The sequence below is a fragment of the Streptomyces sp. MZ04 genome (genome assembly GCF_004684775.1).
Classification (GTDB): Bacteria; Actinomycetota; Actinomycetes; order Streptomycetales; family Streptomycetaceae; genus Streptomyces.
Genome location: NZ_SRIC01000085.1, coordinates 1 through 19,159 on the forward strand (window position 1 = coordinate 1; position 19,159 = coordinate 19,159).

At 68.8% G+C, this 19,159-nt stretch carries 15 protein-coding genes and 5 pseudogenes; 13 read left to right on the forward strand and 7 right to left on the reverse strand.

Annotation, left to right across the window (positions count from 1 at the left end; genetic code table 11):
• Positions 1-21 precede the first annotated feature (21 nt).
• From E2651_RS19335 to crcB (E2651_RS19350), 4 genes are all read left to right on the forward strand, one after another.
• Positions 22-534, forward strand: coding sequence for a hypothetical protein (locus E2651_RS19335; protein ID WP_135332428.1), 513 nt, complete (start codon positions 22-24; stop codon positions 532-534).
• 76 nt (positions 535-610) lie between these two features.
• Entirely contained in the window at positions 611-1,018 is a 408-nt protein-coding gene (gene crcB, locus E2651_RS19340; RefSeq protein ID WP_245239004.1) for a fluoride efflux transporter CrcB, read from the forward strand.
• 16 nt (positions 1,019-1,034) lie between these two features.
• Entirely contained in the window at positions 1,035-1,385 is a 351-nt protein-coding gene (locus E2651_RS19345; RefSeq protein WP_135332429.1) for a DUF190 domain-containing protein, read from the forward strand.
• The gene (gene crcB, locus E2651_RS19350; RefSeq protein WP_135332430.1) at positions 1,382-1,756 is read left to right on the forward strand and encodes a fluoride efflux transporter CrcB; all 375 of its coding nucleotides are present in this window, start codon (positions 1,382-1,384) and stop codon (positions 1,754-1,756) included. The genes E2651_RS19345 and crcB (E2651_RS19350) overlap by 4 nt, the downstream gene beginning before the upstream one ends.
• A gap of 63 nt (positions 1,757-1,819) precedes the next feature.
• On the opposite strand, the gene E2651_RS19355 is transcribed toward crcB (E2651_RS19350), so the two are convergent.
• Complete coding sequence (locus E2651_RS19355) at positions 1,820-2,167, reverse strand: tetratricopeptide repeat protein (RefSeq protein WP_209446190.1); 348 nt, start codon at positions 2,165-2,167, stop codon at positions 1,820-1,822.
• Between the two features lie 112 nt (positions 2,168-2,279).
• On the opposite strand from E2651_RS19355, the gene E2651_RS19360 reads away from it, so the two are divergent.
• On the forward strand, positions 2,280-3,245 hold the full coding sequence (locus E2651_RS19360) for a pirin family protein (protein ID WP_135332431.1): 966 nt from the start codon (positions 2,280-2,282) through the stop codon (positions 3,243-3,245).
• Between the two features lie 460 nt (positions 3,246-3,705).
• On the opposite strand, the pseudogene E2651_RS19365 reads toward E2651_RS19360, so the two are convergent.
• Positions 3,706-4,266, reverse strand: a pseudogene (locus E2651_RS19365) (DNA recombination/repair protein RecA); the annotation flags it as partial.
• A 3-nt stretch (positions 4,267-4,269) separates the two neighbouring features.
• Between E2651_RS19365 and E2651_RS19370 the strand changes: the two are divergent.
• The 4 genes and pseudogenes from E2651_RS19370 to E2651_RS19385 all read left to right on the forward strand — a co-directional run.
• A pseudogene (locus E2651_RS19370) lies at positions 4,270-4,665 on the forward strand (transposase); the annotation flags it as partial.
• Between the two features lie 17 nt (positions 4,666-4,682).
• On the forward strand, positions 4,683-5,951 hold the full coding sequence (locus E2651_RS19375; protein ID WP_348541653.1) for a cytochrome P450: 1,269 nt from the start codon (positions 4,683-4,685) through the stop codon (positions 5,949-5,951).
• A gap of 70 nt (positions 5,952-6,021) precedes the next feature.
• A pseudogene (locus E2651_RS45360) lies at positions 6,022-6,410 on the forward strand (exo-alpha-sialidase); the annotation flags it as partial.
• Between the two features lie 437 nt (positions 6,411-6,847).
• Entirely contained in the window at positions 6,848-7,573 is a 726-nt protein-coding gene (locus E2651_RS19385) for a dienelactone hydrolase family protein (protein WP_135332433.1), read from the forward strand.
• Positions 7,574-7,665: 92 nt separating this feature from the next.
• Here the strand turns inward: E2651_RS19385 and E2651_RS19390 are convergent, their stop codons facing one another.
• Positions 7,666-9,981 carry an Rv1355c family protein gene (locus E2651_RS19390; RefSeq protein ID WP_135332434.1) on the reverse strand — a complete coding sequence of 772 codons (2,316 nt, stop codon included), beginning with the start codon at positions 9,979-9,981 and terminating at the stop codon, positions 7,666-7,668.
• 7 nt (positions 9,982-9,988) lie between these two features.
• Positions 9,989-10,705, reverse strand: a complete 717-nt coding sequence (locus tag E2651_RS19395; RefSeq protein ID WP_135332435.1) for a GNAT family N-acetyltransferase — start codon at positions 10,703-10,705, stop codon at positions 9,989-9,991.
• A gap of 670 nt (positions 10,706-11,375) precedes the next feature.
• Here E2651_RS19395 and E2651_RS19400 point away from each other — a divergent pair.
• From E2651_RS19400 to E2651_RS19410, 3 genes and pseudogenes are all read left to right on the forward strand, one after another.
• Positions 11,376-12,215: a methyltransferase gene (locus E2651_RS19400; protein ID WP_135332436.1), complete on the forward strand. Its 840-nt coding sequence runs from the start codon at positions 11,376-11,378 to the stop codon at positions 12,213-12,215.
• 126 nt (positions 12,216-12,341) lie between these two features.
• Positions 12,342-12,648, forward strand: a pseudogene (locus E2651_RS45365) (winged helix-turn-helix domain-containing protein); the annotation flags it as partial.
• A 786-nt stretch (positions 12,649-13,434) separates the two neighbouring features.
• Positions 13,435-14,376, forward strand: coding sequence for a trypsin-like serine protease (locus E2651_RS19410; RefSeq protein WP_135332437.1), 942 nt, complete (start codon positions 13,435-13,437; stop codon positions 14,374-14,376).
• A gap of 74 nt (positions 14,377-14,450) precedes the next feature.
• Here the strand turns inward: E2651_RS19410 and E2651_RS19415 are convergent.
• Positions 14,451-15,000, reverse strand: a pseudogene (locus E2651_RS19415) (hypothetical protein); the annotation flags it as partial.
• A gap of 241 nt (positions 15,001-15,241) precedes the next feature.
• Here E2651_RS19415 and E2651_RS19420 point away from each other — a divergent pair.
• Positions 15,242-16,456 (forward strand): IS110 family transposase, encoded by a 1,215-nt coding sequence (locus tag E2651_RS19420; RefSeq protein ID WP_135332438.1) that lies wholly within the window; start codon positions 15,242-15,244, stop codon positions 16,454-16,456.
• 58 nt (positions 16,457-16,514) lie between these two features.
• Here the strand turns inward: E2651_RS19420 and E2651_RS19425 are convergent, their stop codons facing one another.
• Together E2651_RS19425 and E2651_RS19430 are read right to left on the reverse strand one after the other, a co-directional pair.
• Complete coding sequence (locus tag E2651_RS19425; RefSeq protein ID WP_135332439.1) at positions 16,515-17,516, reverse strand: DMT family transporter; 1,002 nt, start codon at positions 17,514-17,516, stop codon at positions 16,515-16,517.
• Between the two features lie 80 nt (positions 17,517-17,596).
• Entirely contained in the window at positions 17,597-19,159 is a 1,563-nt protein-coding gene (locus E2651_RS19430; RefSeq protein WP_135332440.1) for a PucR family transcriptional regulator, read from the reverse strand.

Sequence of the window (19,159 nt, forward strand, 5' to 3'; positions counted from 1 at the left end):
CACCCGCCCACTGGAGTCCCCATGAGTACGTTCGCCGCCACCGCTCCGGTGTTCGTCGGCCCGGAGCAGACCGCCGCCACCGGGCAGGGGCAGATCACCGTCGTGTGGTCACTGGGCGGGCACGCGCGGGACCTGGACGCCAATGTCATCCGGCTCGCGCCCGGCGCGGGCATCGGCGAGCACACCGAGACCACGCTCGGCGTACTCGTGACCGTGCTGAACGGCGCCGGTGAACTCCGTACCCCGGACGGGGCATGGCCGCTCACGCCCGGCGCCCTGGTGTGGCTTCCGGCCGGTACGACCCGTTCCGTGTACGCGGGGGAAGCAGGGCTCGTCTACACGACCGCCCACCGACGGGGCCCGCCCCTCGGCATCAGCTCCGCCCGCGGCTCCGAAGCCTCCGACACCTCCGACACCTCCGACGCCGGAGAGCCGGCCTGCCTCCTCGACCGCGTCTGCCCCGAGTGCGGCCGCCTCGCCACCGAGCGCGACGCCCGCTACTGCGTACGTTGCGGGACGGCGCTGAGCGAGTAGCGGCTCAGCAGTCCCCGCCGGACGGCTAGCCTGAGGATGCGGTGATCCTTTACAGGTGATGTTCTCGGGCGGGGGAGTGAGGAAGTACAACGTGTGGCCCGTGGTGGCGGTCGTGGCCCTCGGCGGCGCGATCGGCGCGTCGGCCCGCTACGGCGCTTCCCTGATCTGGCCGACCTCCCCTGACGCGTTCCCCTGGACCACGCTCCTCGTGAACGTCGTCGGCTGCGCCGCCATGGGCGTCTTCATGGTGCTGCTCACCGAGCTGCGGACCGCCCACCGCCTGCTGCGGCCCTTCTTCGGCACCGGTGTCCTCGGCGGCTTCACCACCTTCTCCACCTACGCTGTCGACATCGAGCGTCTGGTGAACGGCGGCCACGTCCGCACGGGCCTGGCCTATCTCGGACTGACACTGCTCGCGGCACTCGGAGCGGTGTGGAGCGCGGCGCGGGCGACCCGCCGCCTGGTTGCGTGGAGGCGACCATGACGAGGCGGAGGCGACCATGACCAGACTGACGGGCCGGGCACTGCGGGTGACGGTCTTCATCGGCGAGACCGACCTCTGGCACCGCAAGCCGGTCTACTCGGAGATCGTCCACCGAGCCCGCAAGGCGGGCCTCGCGGGCGCCAGCGTCTTCCGGGGGATCGAGGGATTCGGCGCCTCCTCGCTCATCCACACCCAGCGCCTCCTCTCGCTGAGCGAGGACCTGCCGGTCGCGGTGGTGATCGTCGACGACGAGGACAAGGTCCGCGCCTTCCTCCCCCAGCTCGACGAACTGGTCGCCGAAGGTCTGGTGATCCTCGACGACTGCGAGGTCATCCGGTACGTCGGCCGGGGCGAGGCCGACCGGTGAACTGGCTCTGCGTGGTGGCCGGGGCGATGATCGGCGCCCCGCTGCGCTTCCTCACCGACCGTGCGGTGCAGGCGAGACACGACACGGTCTTCCCGTGGGGGACGTTCGCGGTGAACGTCCTGGGCAGCCTGGTCCTCGGCGTGCTCACGGGAGCCGTCGTCGCGGGCGCCGCCACCTCTCAGCTCCAACTGTTCCTCGGCACCGGCCTGTGCGGCGCCCTGACGACGTACTCGACCTTCTCGTACGAGACACTGCGGCTTGCCGAGGACGGAGCGCGCTTCTACGCCGCGGCCAACGTCCTTGCCAGTGTGGTCGCGGGGCTCGGCGCGGTCTTCGCGGGCGTCGCGTTCGCCGAGGCGGTGTGGGCGTGACGCAGCGCAAGGCATACGCCTAGGGCGCCGATGGCCGAAGCCACCGGCGCCCCTTGAGCTCGATCAGACCTCCGTGAAGTCCCCGGAGAACGCCGCCGCCATCCGCAGGTGCGGGGCGGCGTCAGCGTCCCTGCCCTGCCGCTCGAGAGTGCGGCCGAGGAGCAGCCGGGCGTACTGCTCGACCGGGTCCAGTTCGATGACCGTACGCAGCTCGGCCTCCGCGCGCAGCAGCTGCGCCGAGTGGTAGTAGGCGCGGGCGAGCAGCAGCCGCGGGGCGACCTGCTCGGGCACCTCGTCGGCCAGGTCGGCCAGGATGCGTGCCGCCGTGGCGTACTCCTTGGCGTCGAAGAACTGCCGCGCGCGCTCCCAGCGCTCGGCCGCGGTTCCGTGGCCGTAATAGGTCATCTCCACTGGTGCCTCCTTCTGGTTGCGCACAACTCCTCCACGCGGTCAGAAATTCCGCTGGGTGACGGGCGCGCCGCGTGCCTGACGTCCGGTGCCCCGCGGGGCTAGGTTGTCCGACATGAGCAATCTTGATCGCGAGGCGGTTCCGGCCCTGTGCGGCGGGCGCGGGTTCGTCGTCGCCGAACCGGTGCGGGAACTCCTCAGCCCCAAGAAGGTCAAGCTCGGCGAGTCCACCGAGGTCCGCCGTCTGCTGCCCAACCTGGGCCGCCGCATGGTCGGCGCGTGGTGCTTCGTCGACCACTACGGCCCGGACGACATCGCCGACGAGCCCGGCATGCAGGTGGGCCCCCACCCGCACATGGGCCTGCAGACGGTCAGCTGGCTGCACGACGGCGAGGTCCTGCACCGCGACTCCACCGGCGGCCTCCAGACGATCCGCCCGCGCGAGCTCGGCCTGATGACCTCCGGCCGGGCGATCTCGCACTCCGAGGAGAGCCCCAGGTCGCACGCCCGCTTCCTGCACGGCGCCCAGCTGTGGGTGGCGCTGCCCGACGCCCACCGCCACACCGACCCGAGCTTCGAGCACCACACCGAGCTGCCGGTCGTCACGGCTCCGGGCATCTCCGCGACGCTCATCCTCGGCGCACTCGACGGCGCGGCCTCGCCCGGCACGACGTACACCCCGATCGTCGGCGCCGACCTCGCCCTGACCGGCGGTGCCGAAGTACGTCTGCCGCTGAACCCCGACTTCGAGTACGCCGTCCTCGCCATGTCCGGCGAGGCCCGCGTGGACGGCGTCCCCGTGCTGCCGGGATCGATGCTCTACCTCGGCTGCGGCCGCACGGAACTGCCGCTGCTCGCCGGGTCGGACGCGGGCCTGATGCTGCTCGGCGGCGAGCCGTTCGAGGAGGAGCTCATCATGTGGTGGAACTTCGTGGGCCGCAGCCACGAGGAGATCGAGCAGGCGCGGGGTGACTGGATGACGGGCTCCCGCTTCGGCGAGGTGAAGGGTTACGACGGCGCGCCGCTGCCCGCGCCGGAGCTGCCGCCGGTGGCGCTGAAGCCGCGGGGGAGGGTGCGCTGACCTGGGGTCATATATCTGGCGCTGATGGTCGTAGAGGTGCAGGGAGAGGTTGTCGATCTCTCGTGGCGGGGGCGCCGTAAGGACTCGGTCGAGCTGCGATGGGACGGTCGCAGAGGTGGGCTGCGGCTCGCACGTGTCGGCACGTGTGGCCAGGTCTGATCAGACGCTTGCTGACCCTTTGCTGACCTTGCTGACCTTGCTGACCTTGCTGACGAGTAGTCAGATCGGCGGCTCCCTGACTGTGTTCTGGTGGGAGGCCCGGTGTCGCCCGGGTTTCGAGCGGCGGTAACGGCTTCAGCAGGTTCTTCGTCTGCTGGTGATACACGCGTGGCGGCTGCGTTGATCTGCGAAATCGACAGTGCTGTTAGCGATGGCCGTCAACTTGGTCCGGGAATGGTCCGGGTCTTGCGCGACAGAACACCTCGCTCGCGCGGGATGCTCAACTTCCCCTGTTCCGCGGTCACCTGTACCTCCAGCCGCCCCCCCCACGAGGAGAGAAGCATGCCCGAAGTGCCCGGCACCCCCGACATATCCGGCCGCTCCTGACCAGTCGTATGGGCTGGTATCGCCGGACGCGCATGAGCAGGTTCTCGGCAAGGGGCAGGCCCGGGACGGCGTCCTCGGCGACCGCAACCTTCGCCGGTACCCCGATTCCGAGCTTCTCGAGGATCTTCTTCTCGATCTCGTTGGCGAGGTCGGTGTTGTCCTTCAGGAAGTTACGGGCGTTCTCCTTGCCCTGGCCGAGCTGGTCGCCCTCGTACGTGTACCAGGCGCCGGCCTTGCGGACGAAGCCGTGCTCCACACCCATGTCGATCAGGCCGCTCTCGCGGCTGATGCCCTGGCCGTAGAGGATGTCGAACTCGGCCTGCTTGAAGGGCGGCGCGACCTTGTTCTTGACGACCTTGACGCGGGTGCGGTTGCCGACCGCGTCGGTGCCGTCCTTGAGGGTCTCGATGCGGCGGATGTCGAGCCGCACCGAGGCGTAGAACTTCAGCGCCCGGCCACCGGTCGTGGTCTCCGGGACCGAGACCTCCTCCAGGACGCCCACCACCAGCTCGGCGGGCCGATCGTGCTGGTCCGGGACAACCTCAACACCCACCTCACCGCCGGAACACGCCGCTACATCGCCGATCGCGACCGGCTCACCGTCTACCAGCTACCGCCCTACGCACCCGACCTCAACCCGGTCGAAGGCATCTGGTCCGTCCTGCGCCGCACCACCACCGCCAACCGGGCCTTCAAGGCCCCAGCCGACCTGATCACCGCGATCCGGCACGGCCTCCGCCAGCTCAAGTACCGACACGACGTCCTCGACGGCTGCCTCACCGGCACCAGAATTCTGTTGTGCGGGTGGGGGTGCGGGATTAGAGTGAACGGCCGTGCTCGGAGTGGTCGGCGGGGGCCGGTAACCCGGGCCTGAGGGAAGGGAATTCCGTCGTGACCGAGACCGAGAATGCCGCCGCCGATCCCGCGTTATCCGACAGAACCGACCGGCCCGACAGCCTCGGAGGGATCGAGGTGCTCGCCTCGCTCAGCCCCGACTTCGAAGCCGACCCGTACACCGCCTTCGCGCGGCTGCGCGAGCGCGGTCCGGTGCACCAGGTAGTGACGCCCGACAGGGGCGTGGTGTGGCTCGTGGTCGGGTACGAGGCCGCGCGCGAGGCCTTCACCGCCCCGCAGCTCAGCAGGGACTGGCATCGCGAGTGGCGGCAGACCGGCTGGAGCCCGCCGTACGCCCTGAACATGCTCGGCAACACCAACATGCTGATGAGCGACCCGCCCCACCACACCCGGCTGCGGAAGCTGGTGGCGGGGGAGTTCACGGCCCGGCGGGTCGAGGGGATGCGGGGGCGCATCCAGGAGATCACCGACGAGCTGCTGGACCGCATGACGGCGGACGGAGCGCGCAGCGCCGACCTCATCGAGGCGTTCGCCTCCCCGCTCCCCATGATCGTCATCTCCGAACTGCTCGGCGTCCCCGGCCTGGACCGCGCCTCCTTCCACGCCTGGTCCAACGAGACCCTCGCGCCCACCAGCCCCGAGGCGGAGAAGGAGGCGTACGAGCAGATCATGCCGTATCTCACAGGGCTCATCGCCGCCAAGCGCGAGAGCCCCGGGGAGGACCTGCTCAGCGCCCTCGTCCACACGGCCGACGAGGGCGGCGACCGGCTCACCGAGGACGAGCTGGTCTCGTTGGCCTTCCTGCTGCTCGTCGCCGGGCACGAGACGACGGTCAACACGATCGGCAACGCGGTGCGCGCGCTCCTCGCGCACCCCGAGCAGCTGGCGGCCGTACGGGCCGATCCGGCGGGGCTGGCGGCGGGGCTGGTGGAGGAGACGCTGCGCTACGACGGGCCGGTGGCGACCACCACGCCGCGCATCGCCCTGGAGGAGACCGAGGTCGGCGGCGTACGGGTGCCGCGCGGTGCCATCGTGCTGATCGCCATGGCCGGCGCGGACCACGACCCGGCGCGCTTCCCCGATCCGGAACGCTTCGACGTACGGCGCCGCGAGGCCCGGGGCCATCTCTCCTTCGGACACGGGATCCACTTCTGCCTGGGCGCCCCCCTCGCCCGCCTCGAGGGCGAGGTGGCGCTGCGCGCGCTGCTGGAGCGCTACCCGGATCTGACGGCGGACGGGGAGCCGGGGGAGTGGCTCCCGGGGATGCTGATCCGGGGGAGGCGGAGCCTGCCGGTGCGGTGGTGATACGCCCGCCGCGGGCGGGCTGACGGGCGGGCCCCGGCTGCTCGCCTCCGGGGACAGCGCGCACTGGGGCCCGGAGGGGACCGGGGCCTCGCTCGAGCGGGTGTGGCAGCTGATCCCGGCGCCCGCCGAGGGGCCCGAGGTGGTGTACGCGGGGGCGGAGCCCGCCGCGCTGTTCCGTTCCGCGGACGGGGGCGAGACCTTCGAGCTCGTACGCGGCCGGTGGGACCACCCGCGCCGCCCCCGGTGGGTGCCGGGCGGCGGCGGGCTCGGACTGCACACGCCCGCCCGCGAGAAGGAGGACTGAGCGCGCTGACCGTCGCCATCTCGGCGGGCGGCACGTACCGCACGCACGACGCGGGCGCCAGCCGGCAGGCGTCCAACGAGGGCATCGAGGCGCGCTTCCTGCCGGAGTCGTATCCGGAGTACGGGCAGTGCGTGCACAAGATCGCGCGGTTGGCGCTGATCTGTTGACGGGGTTGGTCATGGGCCTGCCTCCGCCGTGGGAGTTCTTTCCCCTCCTCCTCGCTTCCCTTGTATACGGAGGCTGCGGCTGTATACGGAGGCTGCGGCTGTATACGGAGGCTGCGGCACATGCCGGGACCGGTTGTCTGGATGGCCGTCGTCGGTGATCGTCACGATTTTGCCGACGACGGCCATCGTGCTGGACGAACCCCTCCCATGTCCTGCAGTCGTTGAGGTTGTCGGCGGAGGGCGCGGCGAGTCGTGCCGTCGACCGTTGCCGAGGTCACAGCGGCCTGTACTCCATGCTGGTGACGTGCCGGGACCGAGATCGGCGACCTGTCGGCCATCATCGCACTTCAGAGAGGTGCCAACGCTGTCCGGTCGGCCCTGTCGATTCGATCGTCCTGGCCTGGAGGCCGCTACAGTTCGGCCGCGTGATCACGGTTACCACACGCTCGGTCGCCTACCCGGCCGACGGTCTGAGGATGGTCGGGCACCTGGCGCTCCCGGCCGGCGCCGACCGTCGGCCCGCAGTTCTGGTCGGGCCCGAGGGGACCGGACTGAACGACTTCCAGCGCAGCAGGGCCGACGCCCTGGCCGAGATGGGGTACGTGGCGTTCGCCTTCGACATCCATGGCGGACGGTGGTTCACCGACCCCGAAGAGATGATGGCCCGAGTAACTCCCCTGCTCGCAGATCCTGACCGGATGCGGAGCATCGGTCACGCGGCGCTCGACGTGTTGCGTGCCGAACCGCGGACCGATCCCGACCGGATCGCCGTCATCGGCTACGGCACAGGGGGCGCCATCGGGCTGGAACTCGGGCGCGACGGTGTCGACCTGCGTGCGATCGGGACAGTCAACGCACTGACCACGGGCCGACCGGGTGAGGCGGCGCGCATCCGCTGTCCTGTGTGGGCAGGGGTCGGATCGGAAGACCCGATCATGCCGCCCGCGCAACGGGACGCTTTCGTCGCCGAAATACTGGCCGCGGACGTCGACTGGCGCCTCGTTGTCTACGGCGGTGCCTTGCACGCCTTCCACCACCCCCCGGTGAACCAGGCCGTGCGCCCCGGCGTGGGCCACCACCCTCTACACGCGCGCCGTGCCTGGAGTGACGTCGTCGGTCTGCTCGACGAGTGTCTGCCCTTGACGGAGTGATCCTTCCAGCAGTGCCGGTTTCGGGTTGCGAACCAGCAGGCGTCTTGTCCCGCGGCCGGGTCGACAAGGGCCGAGGCCGTGCCGGAGCCACGTCACGCCCCGCTTCGCGAAGGCGGTCCTCCGAATTGAAGCACCGAGTCGACGGGGCGGCGCAGTGAGCGGGTCGTTGGCGGCGACGCGTAGGAGAGTCGAAAGAGCATGAGTTCGACCTCGTCCGGCTTGCCGGGGATGACGGCGGTGAACCTGGTGCGCAGAGTGCGCAGAACGTTGGTCTCGGTGGCATCGAGTCCGGTCTCGCTGCCACTTTCCACGCGGGCGAACAGGTAGAGCAGGGAGGTGTGGGGCTGGAACCCCAAGCCGAGGGAGGTGGCGGTGAGCCAGAGCCGTTGCAGGGCGCGGCCGCCGTTGACGAAGGCGTGAGGGCCCTTGCCCGGGATGGTGAGGCAGCCGACGGCCGACGAGGCGGCAAGGGCCTTTCCGGCACTCTCCTCGAAGGCTTTGCCGCCGCCGATCCGGCGAACGAAAGCCAGACCGGGCCATTGTCGTGCCAGACGGACGCCCGCGAGGTCGACGTCGTCGAGCCCCAGCGTGGCGACGTCGATGCCGTCCCGCGTGCGCCGGGTCTCCTCGGGGTCCCAGCGCAACTCGCTCATCATGTCCCGGTGCAGTTGCGGAGAAAGTATCCGCAGCCGGTCGCCCGCCCCCAGGACCCGTCCCATCTCGTCCAACTGATCGCGGTCGGTGACGAGATGGAGTCGGGCGCCGCTCTCGGTGGCGCAGTCCGTCAGCGCTGCGGCGTGCGACTCGACGAGTGGGCGAACGGGGCCGGGGCTGCGGTTGGTGGTGCGGTGCTCGATCCAGTCGAACAGTGCGGGGCGCGCGACGTCAGCCGCGCTGGAGAAGGTGAGTCGGCACATCAGGCCGGGGTCGGCCGGGGTGGGGAAGTACTGCACATGGCAGGCCCAGCCCGAGGCTTGGGCCGCGAGGTGAATGTTTTCCACCGCCGCGCCGATGGCCAGATGGGTGGCACAGCCTTCGAAGTCGAGCAAGGTCTGCGGCTGCGCGGCGTCGATGCGGCAGTCCAACGCCTCGTCATGGGCCATGAACTGCCAGGGCTGGCTGTTGCCGCCGGACGGCGCCTGGATGCCGTGGGCGACCAGGCGGCGCATGCCTTCTTCACCCAGGGTGGCGCCGGCGTTGCTGGGCGGCGGCGGCGGCGGCAGGAGGAGGGGAGGGGAGGCCACCTCCGCAGTGGGCTCGGACGTAGGCTCCGCTGGTGTCAAGGAGGTCTCCGCGCCCTCGCGGATCAGCGTGCCGGGGTCGACGAAGTACCTTCCCGAGGCAGTGAATTGACCGAGGAGGAGGCGGCGAGCGGTATCTGTCACCAGCGCGGCGCCCAGGCTGACTCCCGAGGCGAGCTGTGGCCATGAGGAGATGGTCTTGCCTGTCTCGACGAGGGAGGAGACCAGACGCTCGGAGGGCTCGTCCTGACCGAGGATGCGGAGGAGGTGCGGGAGCTTCTCGCGGGTCGACATCGCCTTGACTTTGGCGGCCGCCACTCCCTGCAGAAGGCCGTGCAGAAGTGGACGTTCCGGTTCGAGGTCGAACCGCTCCACATCCAGCATGCCGCGCTCGTTGGTCTCCATCAGGACGGGGATGCCGAGCGCGCGGGCGCGTTCACGGACGTGGACCTTGAGGTACATGTCGTCGCACTCCTCGACGAGGAGGTCGGTGCGGCCACCGCCCGCGAGGAACGCGTCGGTGTTCTCCTCGGTCAGTCCCTCCGGCCAGACAGTGATGTCGAGGTAGGGGTCGATCTCGTACATCTGCCGTGCGGCGATGACGACTTTGGGCAGGCCGACATCGGCGACCGAGGCGCGAAGCCGGTTGAGGTTGGAGAGGGAGAGGAGGTCGAAGTCGGCGAGCCGGAAACGGTCGCCCACACCCTCCTGGGCGAGGGTGACCGCACTTGCGGCGCCCACGGAGAGGCCGACCACGGCCACGGTCTTCCGCGACAGGAGGTTCTGCTCCTCCGCGGTGATCTTGTAGCGGTTGCGGGACTGACGGAGCTCGCGGTGCTCGGCCGGCGGTAGGACGTGGACGAGCCGCCGCGACCAGGCGTACCACGCCCATGTGCCGTACTCCGCCGGGGGCCTGCCGCCGAGGTGGTCAGTGACCGCAGAGGCCAACTCGTCGTCGTCCGGATGCCAATCGGGGCGCCGGGTGGAGAGGAGCTCTGCCAGCTGGTCGGCGCACGTGTCGTGGACGGAGTCGACGACACCGCGTTCGAGGAGCTCTGTCAGGGCAGAGCGTTGCTCGGGCTCGACCGGTGCGTAAAGCCTCGGTTGCCATGGAGCCGTGTTATCAGCGGTCTGGGTGAGGGCGCCGAGATGCGCTTCGAGGTTCATTGATCGCCTAACGTGCGTTGCCTACGGATGCCGAGGTGGTGGAGTGCCCGAGGCCGAGTTTCTCGGCGACGGCGCGGGCCACGTCGGTGGGGATACAGGGGGCTTCGTCCAGGGCGCGGTCCAGCAGGACCGCCGCATTGGTCAATCGCTCCTCGCGATGGCGGATGGCCTCGGCCCGGTTGATGGAGTAGTACGCCGTGATGCCTGGAAACGGGCGGTCGTGCAGGGGGCGGTCGTGCCGGAAACGGAGACCGCACCGTTCGTACCCCTTGATTCGTTCAGTGGGGCCGCTGCCACAGATCACGGTGGCCCCCAGTCGCTGAGCCGCCACGACGGAGGTGAAGCACAGCAGGGACGCGAGGTTGCGGCCCCTCCAGTCGTTGTCCACCCAGATGCCGCAAATCTCTGCCACCGACTCGCCGGCGGCGACTTCGTCCGCCAAGGCATCGTTGAAATCTTGGCTCGCGAGGTGGATCTCGGACGGCAGTTGACCCGCTAATTTCCGGTGGATGCGGATACCGCCGACGAGCCTCTCGCCGTCGTCGCCTGCCGTCTCGTCGAAAACAGCAAGGTAACTCAACGGGTCGCGAATAGTGCGTGCGTCCGTGCTTCCGTACTTCGTCAACGTCTCGTAGCCGGGTGCGGAGTAAGCGCGTTGCTGGGCTTCGAGATAGGCGTCATAGGCGGGATCGTCGAACTGTGCGTCGAGTAGCCGGATATACATCAAGGGTCCTCGTGGGTTGGGTCGGATCCGGATCGTGGATGTGGTTGCGGACGGCACCAAAAATTACAGGACACCCCGTGGTCGGCCAAGTACTTTTTGGCCTTCTTCGACGCTCGTACGTCACGCAGACATTTTCCGGAGCGGATGCTCGGCTCTAGCGATTAATGGGCGTCGCGGTTCCGGCGCTCTGTCCGTTTTTGGAAAGATGATCCAGTCACCTACCGCTCTATCCAATAGGCAATTTTCAGCCCCTTGATCGCTCAGGCTGTGACCAGGGTTGGGGCTCCTTCGGCCAAAAATGAAGGGATGCAGAGGTGGAAGCGATCGATTCACGCCACCGACGAGGGGGGTGTGACGTGAGTGGCCTTGTGCGGCTCTCGGGTTTGGTGTTGCCTCGTAATGCATGCATCGGGACCTATCCGGATTCGTCATTCGGGCAGGACTTCCTCTGTCTGACTCAATGCCGCACATCTGTAAACCGGACGTTGCTGGATTTCGCCACGTCACGACAGGCCGAGGGTGCACGCCCGAGGCTCCGTATGCACCGTGAAGGAGATCACTTGCTCTGCTTAAGGAGCGACCGGGCAGCACTCGCGAGGAGATAGCCGGGGCATTGGAATTGGAGGAACGTGCAGGCCACGTGCTGCTGGGGTGCAGCACATTCGAGCTCGTGCGCAAGGAAGACGGTGGGTATTACAACACTGCCGCGACCGATATCTTGTCGGGCGATCCGAATGAATTCATGCCTGTCATCATCCGCTACACCCATGAGATGCTGTATCGCCCGATGAGCTGGCTCTACGAATCCTTGGTGGAGAACGACAATGTGGGGCTGAACCGTGAGCTGCTCGCCGGATCGTCGGCGACCACGCTCTACGAGCTGCTTGGCGAGGACAAGAACCTCGAGAAGGTGTTCACCGCCATGATGGATCATCAGAGCCGCTCGGTGGTTGAGGACTTCGTCAACTCCGTGGACTTCTCGCCCTACCAGCATGTGCTGGACGTCGGCGGCGGCACCGGGACAAATGCCATCGCCTTCGCCCAGCGGTGGCCGCACCTCCAGGCGACCATCCTCGAACTGCCTAACGTGGCGAAGATGGCGGACGACCAGATCGCCGAGGCGGGTCTTTCCGACCGGGTCCACACAGTCGGAGCTGACATCTGGCAGGAAGAGTTCCCCACTTCCCACGACTGCGTCGTGTTCTCTCGATTCCTCGAGATCTGGTCGCCGGAGCAGGTTCGCGACCTATTCGCGAAGACCTACCGGGCGCTGAAGCCAGGAGGGCACCTGGTGATCGTCGCATGTGCCCAGGACGACGACGAGACCGGTCCCGCCCACGCCGCGTTCATGTCGGCGTACGTGCACACGATCGCGTCGCCCGAGGGCCGCATCTACACGCCGCAGGAATTCGAGCAGTGGTACACCGAAGCGGGTTTCGAGCCGATGGACCGTCAACACCCCGGGCGGTTCGACGTCATCCTGCGCGCCCGCAAGCCCGAGTCGAGCTGAGTCGACCTGCGGCTCAGGGCATTGCCGCGTTGTTCGGTGGGGCCGTTACCGACATGCGAAGCGTGGTGTCGGCAGGGCTGACGAGTCGTGATCCATGAGTCGTGATCCCTGCGCTATGCCGGTTGCATGGGGTATGCGCAGGGCGGTGGGCTGACTGATGAACGGCGCGTCTTCCGGGAGAAGTTGCGGATGGAGGCGGCCATAGGGCGTCGCTTCCGCTGCTGAGCGATGGGCTGTTCGTCGTGCTGGAGATCGAGCTGTCCAAGGGGCCGATGGCACACGGCTGGCCGGACCAGACCTGGACGCTGTCACGGATCAATACGTTGATCGGGCGCCGGTTCCACAAGAGCTACCAAGAGCTACCAAGAGCTACACCGTGCAGGGAGTGGCGATGCTGCTCAAGCGGTACGGCTGGAGCTGCCAGATTCCAGCTCCTGGAGGAACCGCACGTGAACGTCGTCGCCGAGAAGGTGGCTCAGGTGATGACGGCCGGCCAACCGGGCCGGAGGCGGCCGTCGAAGCGGAGTGGGAAATGACGCAGCACCCCCCCGCGCAAGGCTCTTGTCATCGGAGCGGGCATCGGCGGCCTCGCAGCCGCCGCGACACTGCGCCGCGCAGGCGCAGACGCTGCTGGACGCGCTCGGGGACGAGAGCGTCATCGAATTCGGTGCCACGGCAGCTGGGTTCGTCAGCGGTGCGGACGGCTTCAACTCGGCGATTCGCAGGCAGGTGGCGGGCGCCGACGAACCGCGGCCCGGCAACTACGCGTGCTGGCTGGCCACGGTGCCCTTCACGCACCCGCGGATGAGCAAGGGCTCGACGCCGTTGTGCGCGGGGTCAACCTGCCTCCCCGGAAGCTCGACCCGTCCCGCCCGGGACGGACAGGGCTGGTGGACGAACGAACCTGCTTGTGTCGCATCTCTTGGACACGGGTGCGGTTGCTGAGACGCGTACGCCGAGCTAATGCCCGGGGCGGCCTGGCCGGCGCCGGTGGTGGTGCCGGTCGCGGCGAGCGCCGGCCCGGCGGCCTGCGCGACCAGTGTCGCGGCTAAGACGGCACCGAGGGCGGTGCGACCTGCCGCGCCCATCTTCGCCGGGTCGACAGTCCCAACACCCTGGCACCCCGGGCCACTTGCCCTTTTGGTCACTATCGCGACCCGGGGTTCACCCCTTACGGTCAACGCCGACCGCAAGATCAAAGACCCAGGAGAACCACGCCATGCACGCCAAACGGGGTATACCGCTCGCCGTTACCGCGGCCCTTTCCGCCGCTCTGCTCACCCCCGCGCTCACCCACGCCGCAGAAGCCGTACCCCGCGATGACGCCCCCGCCTCCGCCACCTCCGCGCCCTCCGTCACCAAGGTCGACGTCGAAAACGGGTGGACCGCCAAGGCCGCAGCCGACTACTGGACGCCCAAGCGGATGGCCGCAGCCACATCCGAAACCTCCAAGGGCGCCACACCCGAAGGCGCCGCCGAGCTGAAGGGGAATAAGGCCGCCTACTTCAGGGGCACCAGCACCGTCGGCACGTTCTTCTACGTGAAGAACGGCAAGAAGCGGTTCTGTTCCGGAAGTGTCATCAACAGCCCTCGTAAAGATGTCGTCCTGACCGCGGCGCACTGCACCTTCGGCAGCACACGGAGCGCCTTCGTCCCGAAGTACAACGGAGCCGCCAAGAACAAGGCCCCTTACGGGACCTTCGCCGTCAACAGCTGGTTCCGCGCCAAGTACGACCCCAAGAACAAGCGAACCTCCAGCTACGACTACGCCTTCGCCCGCCTCGCGACCAACCGCAAGGGCCAGAGGGTGCAGCAGGCCACGAAGGCCGCCCTCACCCTGACCGCGGCCAAGGGCTTCAAGCACAAGGTCACCGTCATGGGCTACCCCAACGCCAAGCACAACAAGAACGGGCGCCCCATCTTCTGCCGCACCACCACCAAGAGGCTCGCCCCGTACAAGCAGATGCGCATGTCCTGCGCCGGCTTCTACGGAGGGACCTCCGGTAGCCCCTGGGTCGTCGGCTACAACAAGAGGACGGGCACCGGCCGCGTCATCGGCAGCCTCGGCGGACTGGACAAGGGCGGCCCCAACCACCGCATCTCCTACGCACCCGCGTTCGGCAAGTTCGCCTTCAAGCTCTTCGCCGCCGCCAAGAAGTAGGCAACGTCCGCGGGGGCGGGTGCGCTGACCAGGGACTCCGGTTACCGGTCCAGCTTCGCGGCGTGATCGGAGGGTCAGCCGGTCCAGGTCCAGTCGGCGACCTCGGGGAGGGCGGTGCCGTGTTCGCGGATACAGGCGTGGCGGCGGGTGCGGGTGTCGGTCATGGTCTGACGGACGTGGGCCGCTGCGTGGGGACGTCTCCGCGCAGGCGAGTACCACGTCGGGCTCGCGCTCGCCCCTCTCCGTTCCGGCCCACTCCCAGATGCCGGCGCCGCGTGCGCAGTGCGTGCGGGCCTCGTCCAGGGAGAGCCAGTCGAAGCAGGGCTGCTTGCCCGCGACGACGACGTTGACGTAGTCGCGGCTGTGCAGGACGTGCTCGGCGACGGAGAGCAGGGTGTTGGCATCCGGCGGCAGGTAGACGCGGACGACCTCGGGGCTCTTGTCGAGTACGTGGTCGACGACGCCGGGGTCCTGGTGGGAGAAGCCGTTGTTGTCCTGGCGCCAGACGTGCGAAGTGAGCAGGTGGTTGAGGGAGGGGACGGGGGCGCGCCAGGGCAGCGCGCGTGCGGTCTTCAGCCATTTGATGTGCTGGTTGACCATCGAGTCGACGATGTGGACGAAGGATGGTCATGTCGTCCATACCTTTCTTCGTGGGTTGGCTCGGGTCATTCGTAAGATCGGGACGCCCAGGGGTGCCGGGTGTGGCTGTCATTTCGTTGCCGCGTACGTGGCTTGAAGGGATTGGCCGCCCGGCGCCCGCGACGACTCGGCTGCTGATTGGGATGCGCGAACCGAATCGCTTGTATGGACGTGACAGCGAGGTCGTCTGCTGGGACAGCCCTGAACAGCGACGAAGGAGGGTCCGGTGCCAGAACTGTGGGCCGGGACGGACGCGGGCAAGGTCGAACACCACTGCACCGTGATCGACACGACCGGAGCGACGGTGCTCACGCGCCGGGTGCCCAACAACGAGGACGAACTGCTGCAACTGCTCGGTGACGTCTGGGATCTGGCGGACGGCACTCCTGTCACCTGGGCGGTCGACCTCAACGCGGGCGGCGCCGCACTGTGGATCGCCCTGCTGGTCAACCACGGGCAGAGGTTGTTCTACATCCCCGGGCGCACCGTTCATCACGCGTCCGGCGCCTACCGGGGCAGCGGCAAGACGGACGCGAAGGACGCCTTCGTCATCGCTGACCAGGCGCGGATGCGTCGCGACCTGCAACCACTGCAGGAGACCAGCGAGATCGCGGTCGACCTGAAAATCCTCACCGCCCGCCGCATGGATCTGTCCGCCGACCGCACGAGAGCGATCAACCGGCTCAGGGCCCAGATGCTGGAGTACTTCCCCGCCCTGGAGAGAGCCTTCGACTACAGCAACTCCAAGACCTCGCTCGCTCTGCTCACCAAGTACCAGACGCCGGCCGCCCTGCGGCGGATCGGCCGGGCCCGGCTGGCAACCTGGCTCAAGAACCATGGCGTCCGCATGCTCAGCACCGCCAAGAGCGCCGCGGACGCCGCGGTCACCGCCGCCGAGGCCCAACACACCGTTGTCCCTGGGGAGAAGACCGCCGCGAAGATGGTCCACACGCTGGCGAGGGAGGTGATGGCCCTCGATCAGGAGATCGCGGGACTCGAAGCCCTGATCGAGGGCCGGTTTCGTGAGCATCCGGACGCCGAGGTGATCACTTCCATGCCCGGCATCGGCGCCATGCTCGGCGCGGAGTTCATCGCCGCGACCGGCGGCGACATGACCGCCTTCGGCAGTCCCGACCGGCTCGCCGGCGTCGCTGGACTCGCCCCTGTCCCACGCGACTCCGGCAAGGTCAGCGGCAACCTGCGCAGGCCCCGCCGCTACAGCAGACGTCTGTTGCGCATGTTTTACCTCTCCGCCCAGGTCGCCTCCGTGCACTGTCCTGAGTCGAAACGCTTCTACCAGCGCAAACGCGCCGAGGGGAAGAACCACAAGCAAGCTGTCCTCGCCCTGGCCAGGCGCCGCCTCAACGTGCTCTGGGCTCTGATACGCGATCACCGCATCTTCGAGACCGCCACAACCCGGTCCGTGGCCGTGGCGGCATGACCCCGTCACGAAGCGTCATCCTCGGAACTTGACACCGTAATTGGGAATCCCTTCCTTCTCAACTGATCGCCGAGATGTCCACGGCGGGTGCCTCGGCCCGCGTCACGCCGCTCGAAGCGACGACCCGGCCCGTTCGCGTGCCCGAGAGTGCCGCCAGCGCGACCGCTGCCAGAGCGAGCACGACGCCCGCGACGGTGGCTGCCGTGACGTCTGTGTCACCGTGCGGCAGCAGCAGGTCGAGGGCGAGTGAGCCGACCAACTGGCCGGTGATCGTGCAGAGTCCGAGCAGCAGGACGCCGAGCTTCTGGACCGTGGCGACCGCGATGGTGATGAAGGAGATGCCGACCAGGCCGCCGAGGTAGAGGTACGGCTCGGCCGGCAGGCGGGAGGGGACCCCGGCGGCCACGGCGTGCACCAGGAAGATGACACTCAACGCGCCGGTGCCCGCGACGAAGTTGAAGAACGTTCCCGCGTAGGCGGACCCGGCGGCGTTCTTCACATGCCCGTTGACCGCCTGCTGCCAACTCACGCACACGCCCGCCACCAGTGGCAGCAACAGCAGCACGTACGGGAAGCCACCGCCCAGTTTGTCCGCCATCGACAGGCCCACGGCCGCGAGTACGAGCACCGCGCCGACGACCCTGCGGCGCGTGGGCCGCTGCGGTCCGGCAGGACCGAGCCCCATCCGGTCGAAGAGCAGGCCCCCGGTGACCTGGCCCGCGACGATCGCGACCGTGAACAGGGCGACCCCGAGCGCCCCGACGGTCAGCCCCTGCGCGAGCAGGAACGCCGCTCCTCCGAAGCCGCCGAGCACCTGCCACCACTTGAGCCGCCGACTGCGTACGTCCGCGAGCACCAGGCCGACCCCGTGGCGCGGCTTGCGCAGGACGAGGAGCCCGAGGGTCAGCACCACGAATCCCGAGCCGAACGAGATCACCGCCGCCGCGAATCCGTCGCCGCCGAGCCCGGCGGCGAGCTCACCGGTGATGCGCGCTTGCAGCGATATCAGGGTGCCGGAGAAGACGGCGAGGAGCAGCCAGGGGGCTGCGGCGGCGGGCATGTGCGGACGACCTCTGGGTGGTAGGGAAGTGCTCCGGAGGTGCCTGGGGGCGGCGGCCGGACCCGTACCTTTCTAACTGATCAGACCGCCGTCGGACAGGGCGGGCCGGATGACGAGACAGTGCGGGGCCGGCACAGGAGTGCGGCGCGCAGGTCGAGCTTGTGGTCGAGGCGGGAGAGATCTCGTCCGGTGAGGTCCTGAATCCGTTCGATGCGGTAGTGGACGGTGTTGACGTGCAGATGCAGCGCCTCGGCGGTGCGGGCCCAGGAGCAGTTGTGGGCGAGGAAGACCTCCAGAGTCTCCAGAAGCCTGTGGTGCGAGGCCGGTTCGCTGTCGGCCAGCGGGCCGAGCGTCGCGGCACTGAAGATGGCGCGGACGTCGGCGGGGATGCCGGCCAGGAGTGAATCCAGGGAAGAGAGGTCCTCGACCGAGGCCACATGACCGGGCGTCGGGGAACCGCGTCGTGCCGCCGCGAGGGCGTATCGGGCTTGCGCGAGGGCACTACGGAATGCGGCGGGCTCGGTGGTGGGCGCGCTGACGCCGGCGTGCAGCGGGGTCTCGGGGCGGCAGTCGTGCAGGAGGGACCAGGGCTCCCGCAGGGAGGCGGCGCCCTCGCCGCCGCTTCGTACGATGGCGACGGCTTCCGCGTCCGGGGTCGTGCCGACCGCGAAGACCGCGGAGGGGAGGTGCTGAAGCGCCTCCATGAGCGCTTCCTTGGCGGCGCTCTCCGCGAGCTGCCCGCCGGTGGCCGTGACCACGACGTGCCAGGGACCCTCCGCGAGCGGCCCGCAGGACATGAGGGCGTTGGTCAGAGCGCCGGTGTCGGCGCCGCCTCTGTCGACGAGGGTGATCAGATCCTGCCAGGTCCGGTGCCGGGCCGCATGCCTGCGATCGTGGTGGTGGCGGTGCTGGCCGATGACCTCGGCCATCTCGTGCAGGGCGCGGGGAGGTGCTCCGCCGGCCTGCGGCACATGGAGATACCACGCGTCGTACGGCGTCGTCTCGGCCTGGACACGCAGCGTTTCGCCGGTGAGGCCGCGCAGGTTCTCCGCGGCCCGCGCGGCCGGGAGCTCGGGGGATGAAGCGGTGCGGGCGATCGTGCGTCCGCTGCTGGTGAGCACGTAACACGACGGCGTGCCGAACGGAGCGAGCCCGCACTCCAGCAGTTCGCCGGCGTCCGCACCGTGCCCGACGAGACGGCCGAGATCGTTGCGTACGTTCTCGGGCAGGGCGAAGTGGTCTGCGGGGCGGCGGCTGAGGTCGCCCCACTGGCGCCGGTACACGGCCTCGGTGATCGCCCGGAAGGTGGTGTGCGCCGGTACCGCCAAGAGCGCGATGCCGTGCTCGCGGCAGGATTCGACGATGTCGACGGGGACGGTGCCGTGGGTCTCTTCGCCCGCGAGGAGCGCCGTGGCACCGGACTCCGCCAGCGCGGAGACGAAGCGCTCGGTCCTGGCCCGACGGTCCGCCTCGGCCCACCACACCAGGCCGCTGAGCACGATCTCTCCGGGCTGGAGAAAGCGGGCGGGATCCTCCAGGTCCGTGGCGGTCACTCCGCTGATCGCCTGGTCGAGCAGATTCTCGCCACCCCAGATGAGGGTGAGATCGAGCCCCTTGATCTGGAGGAGGTCTCCGACGTGCAT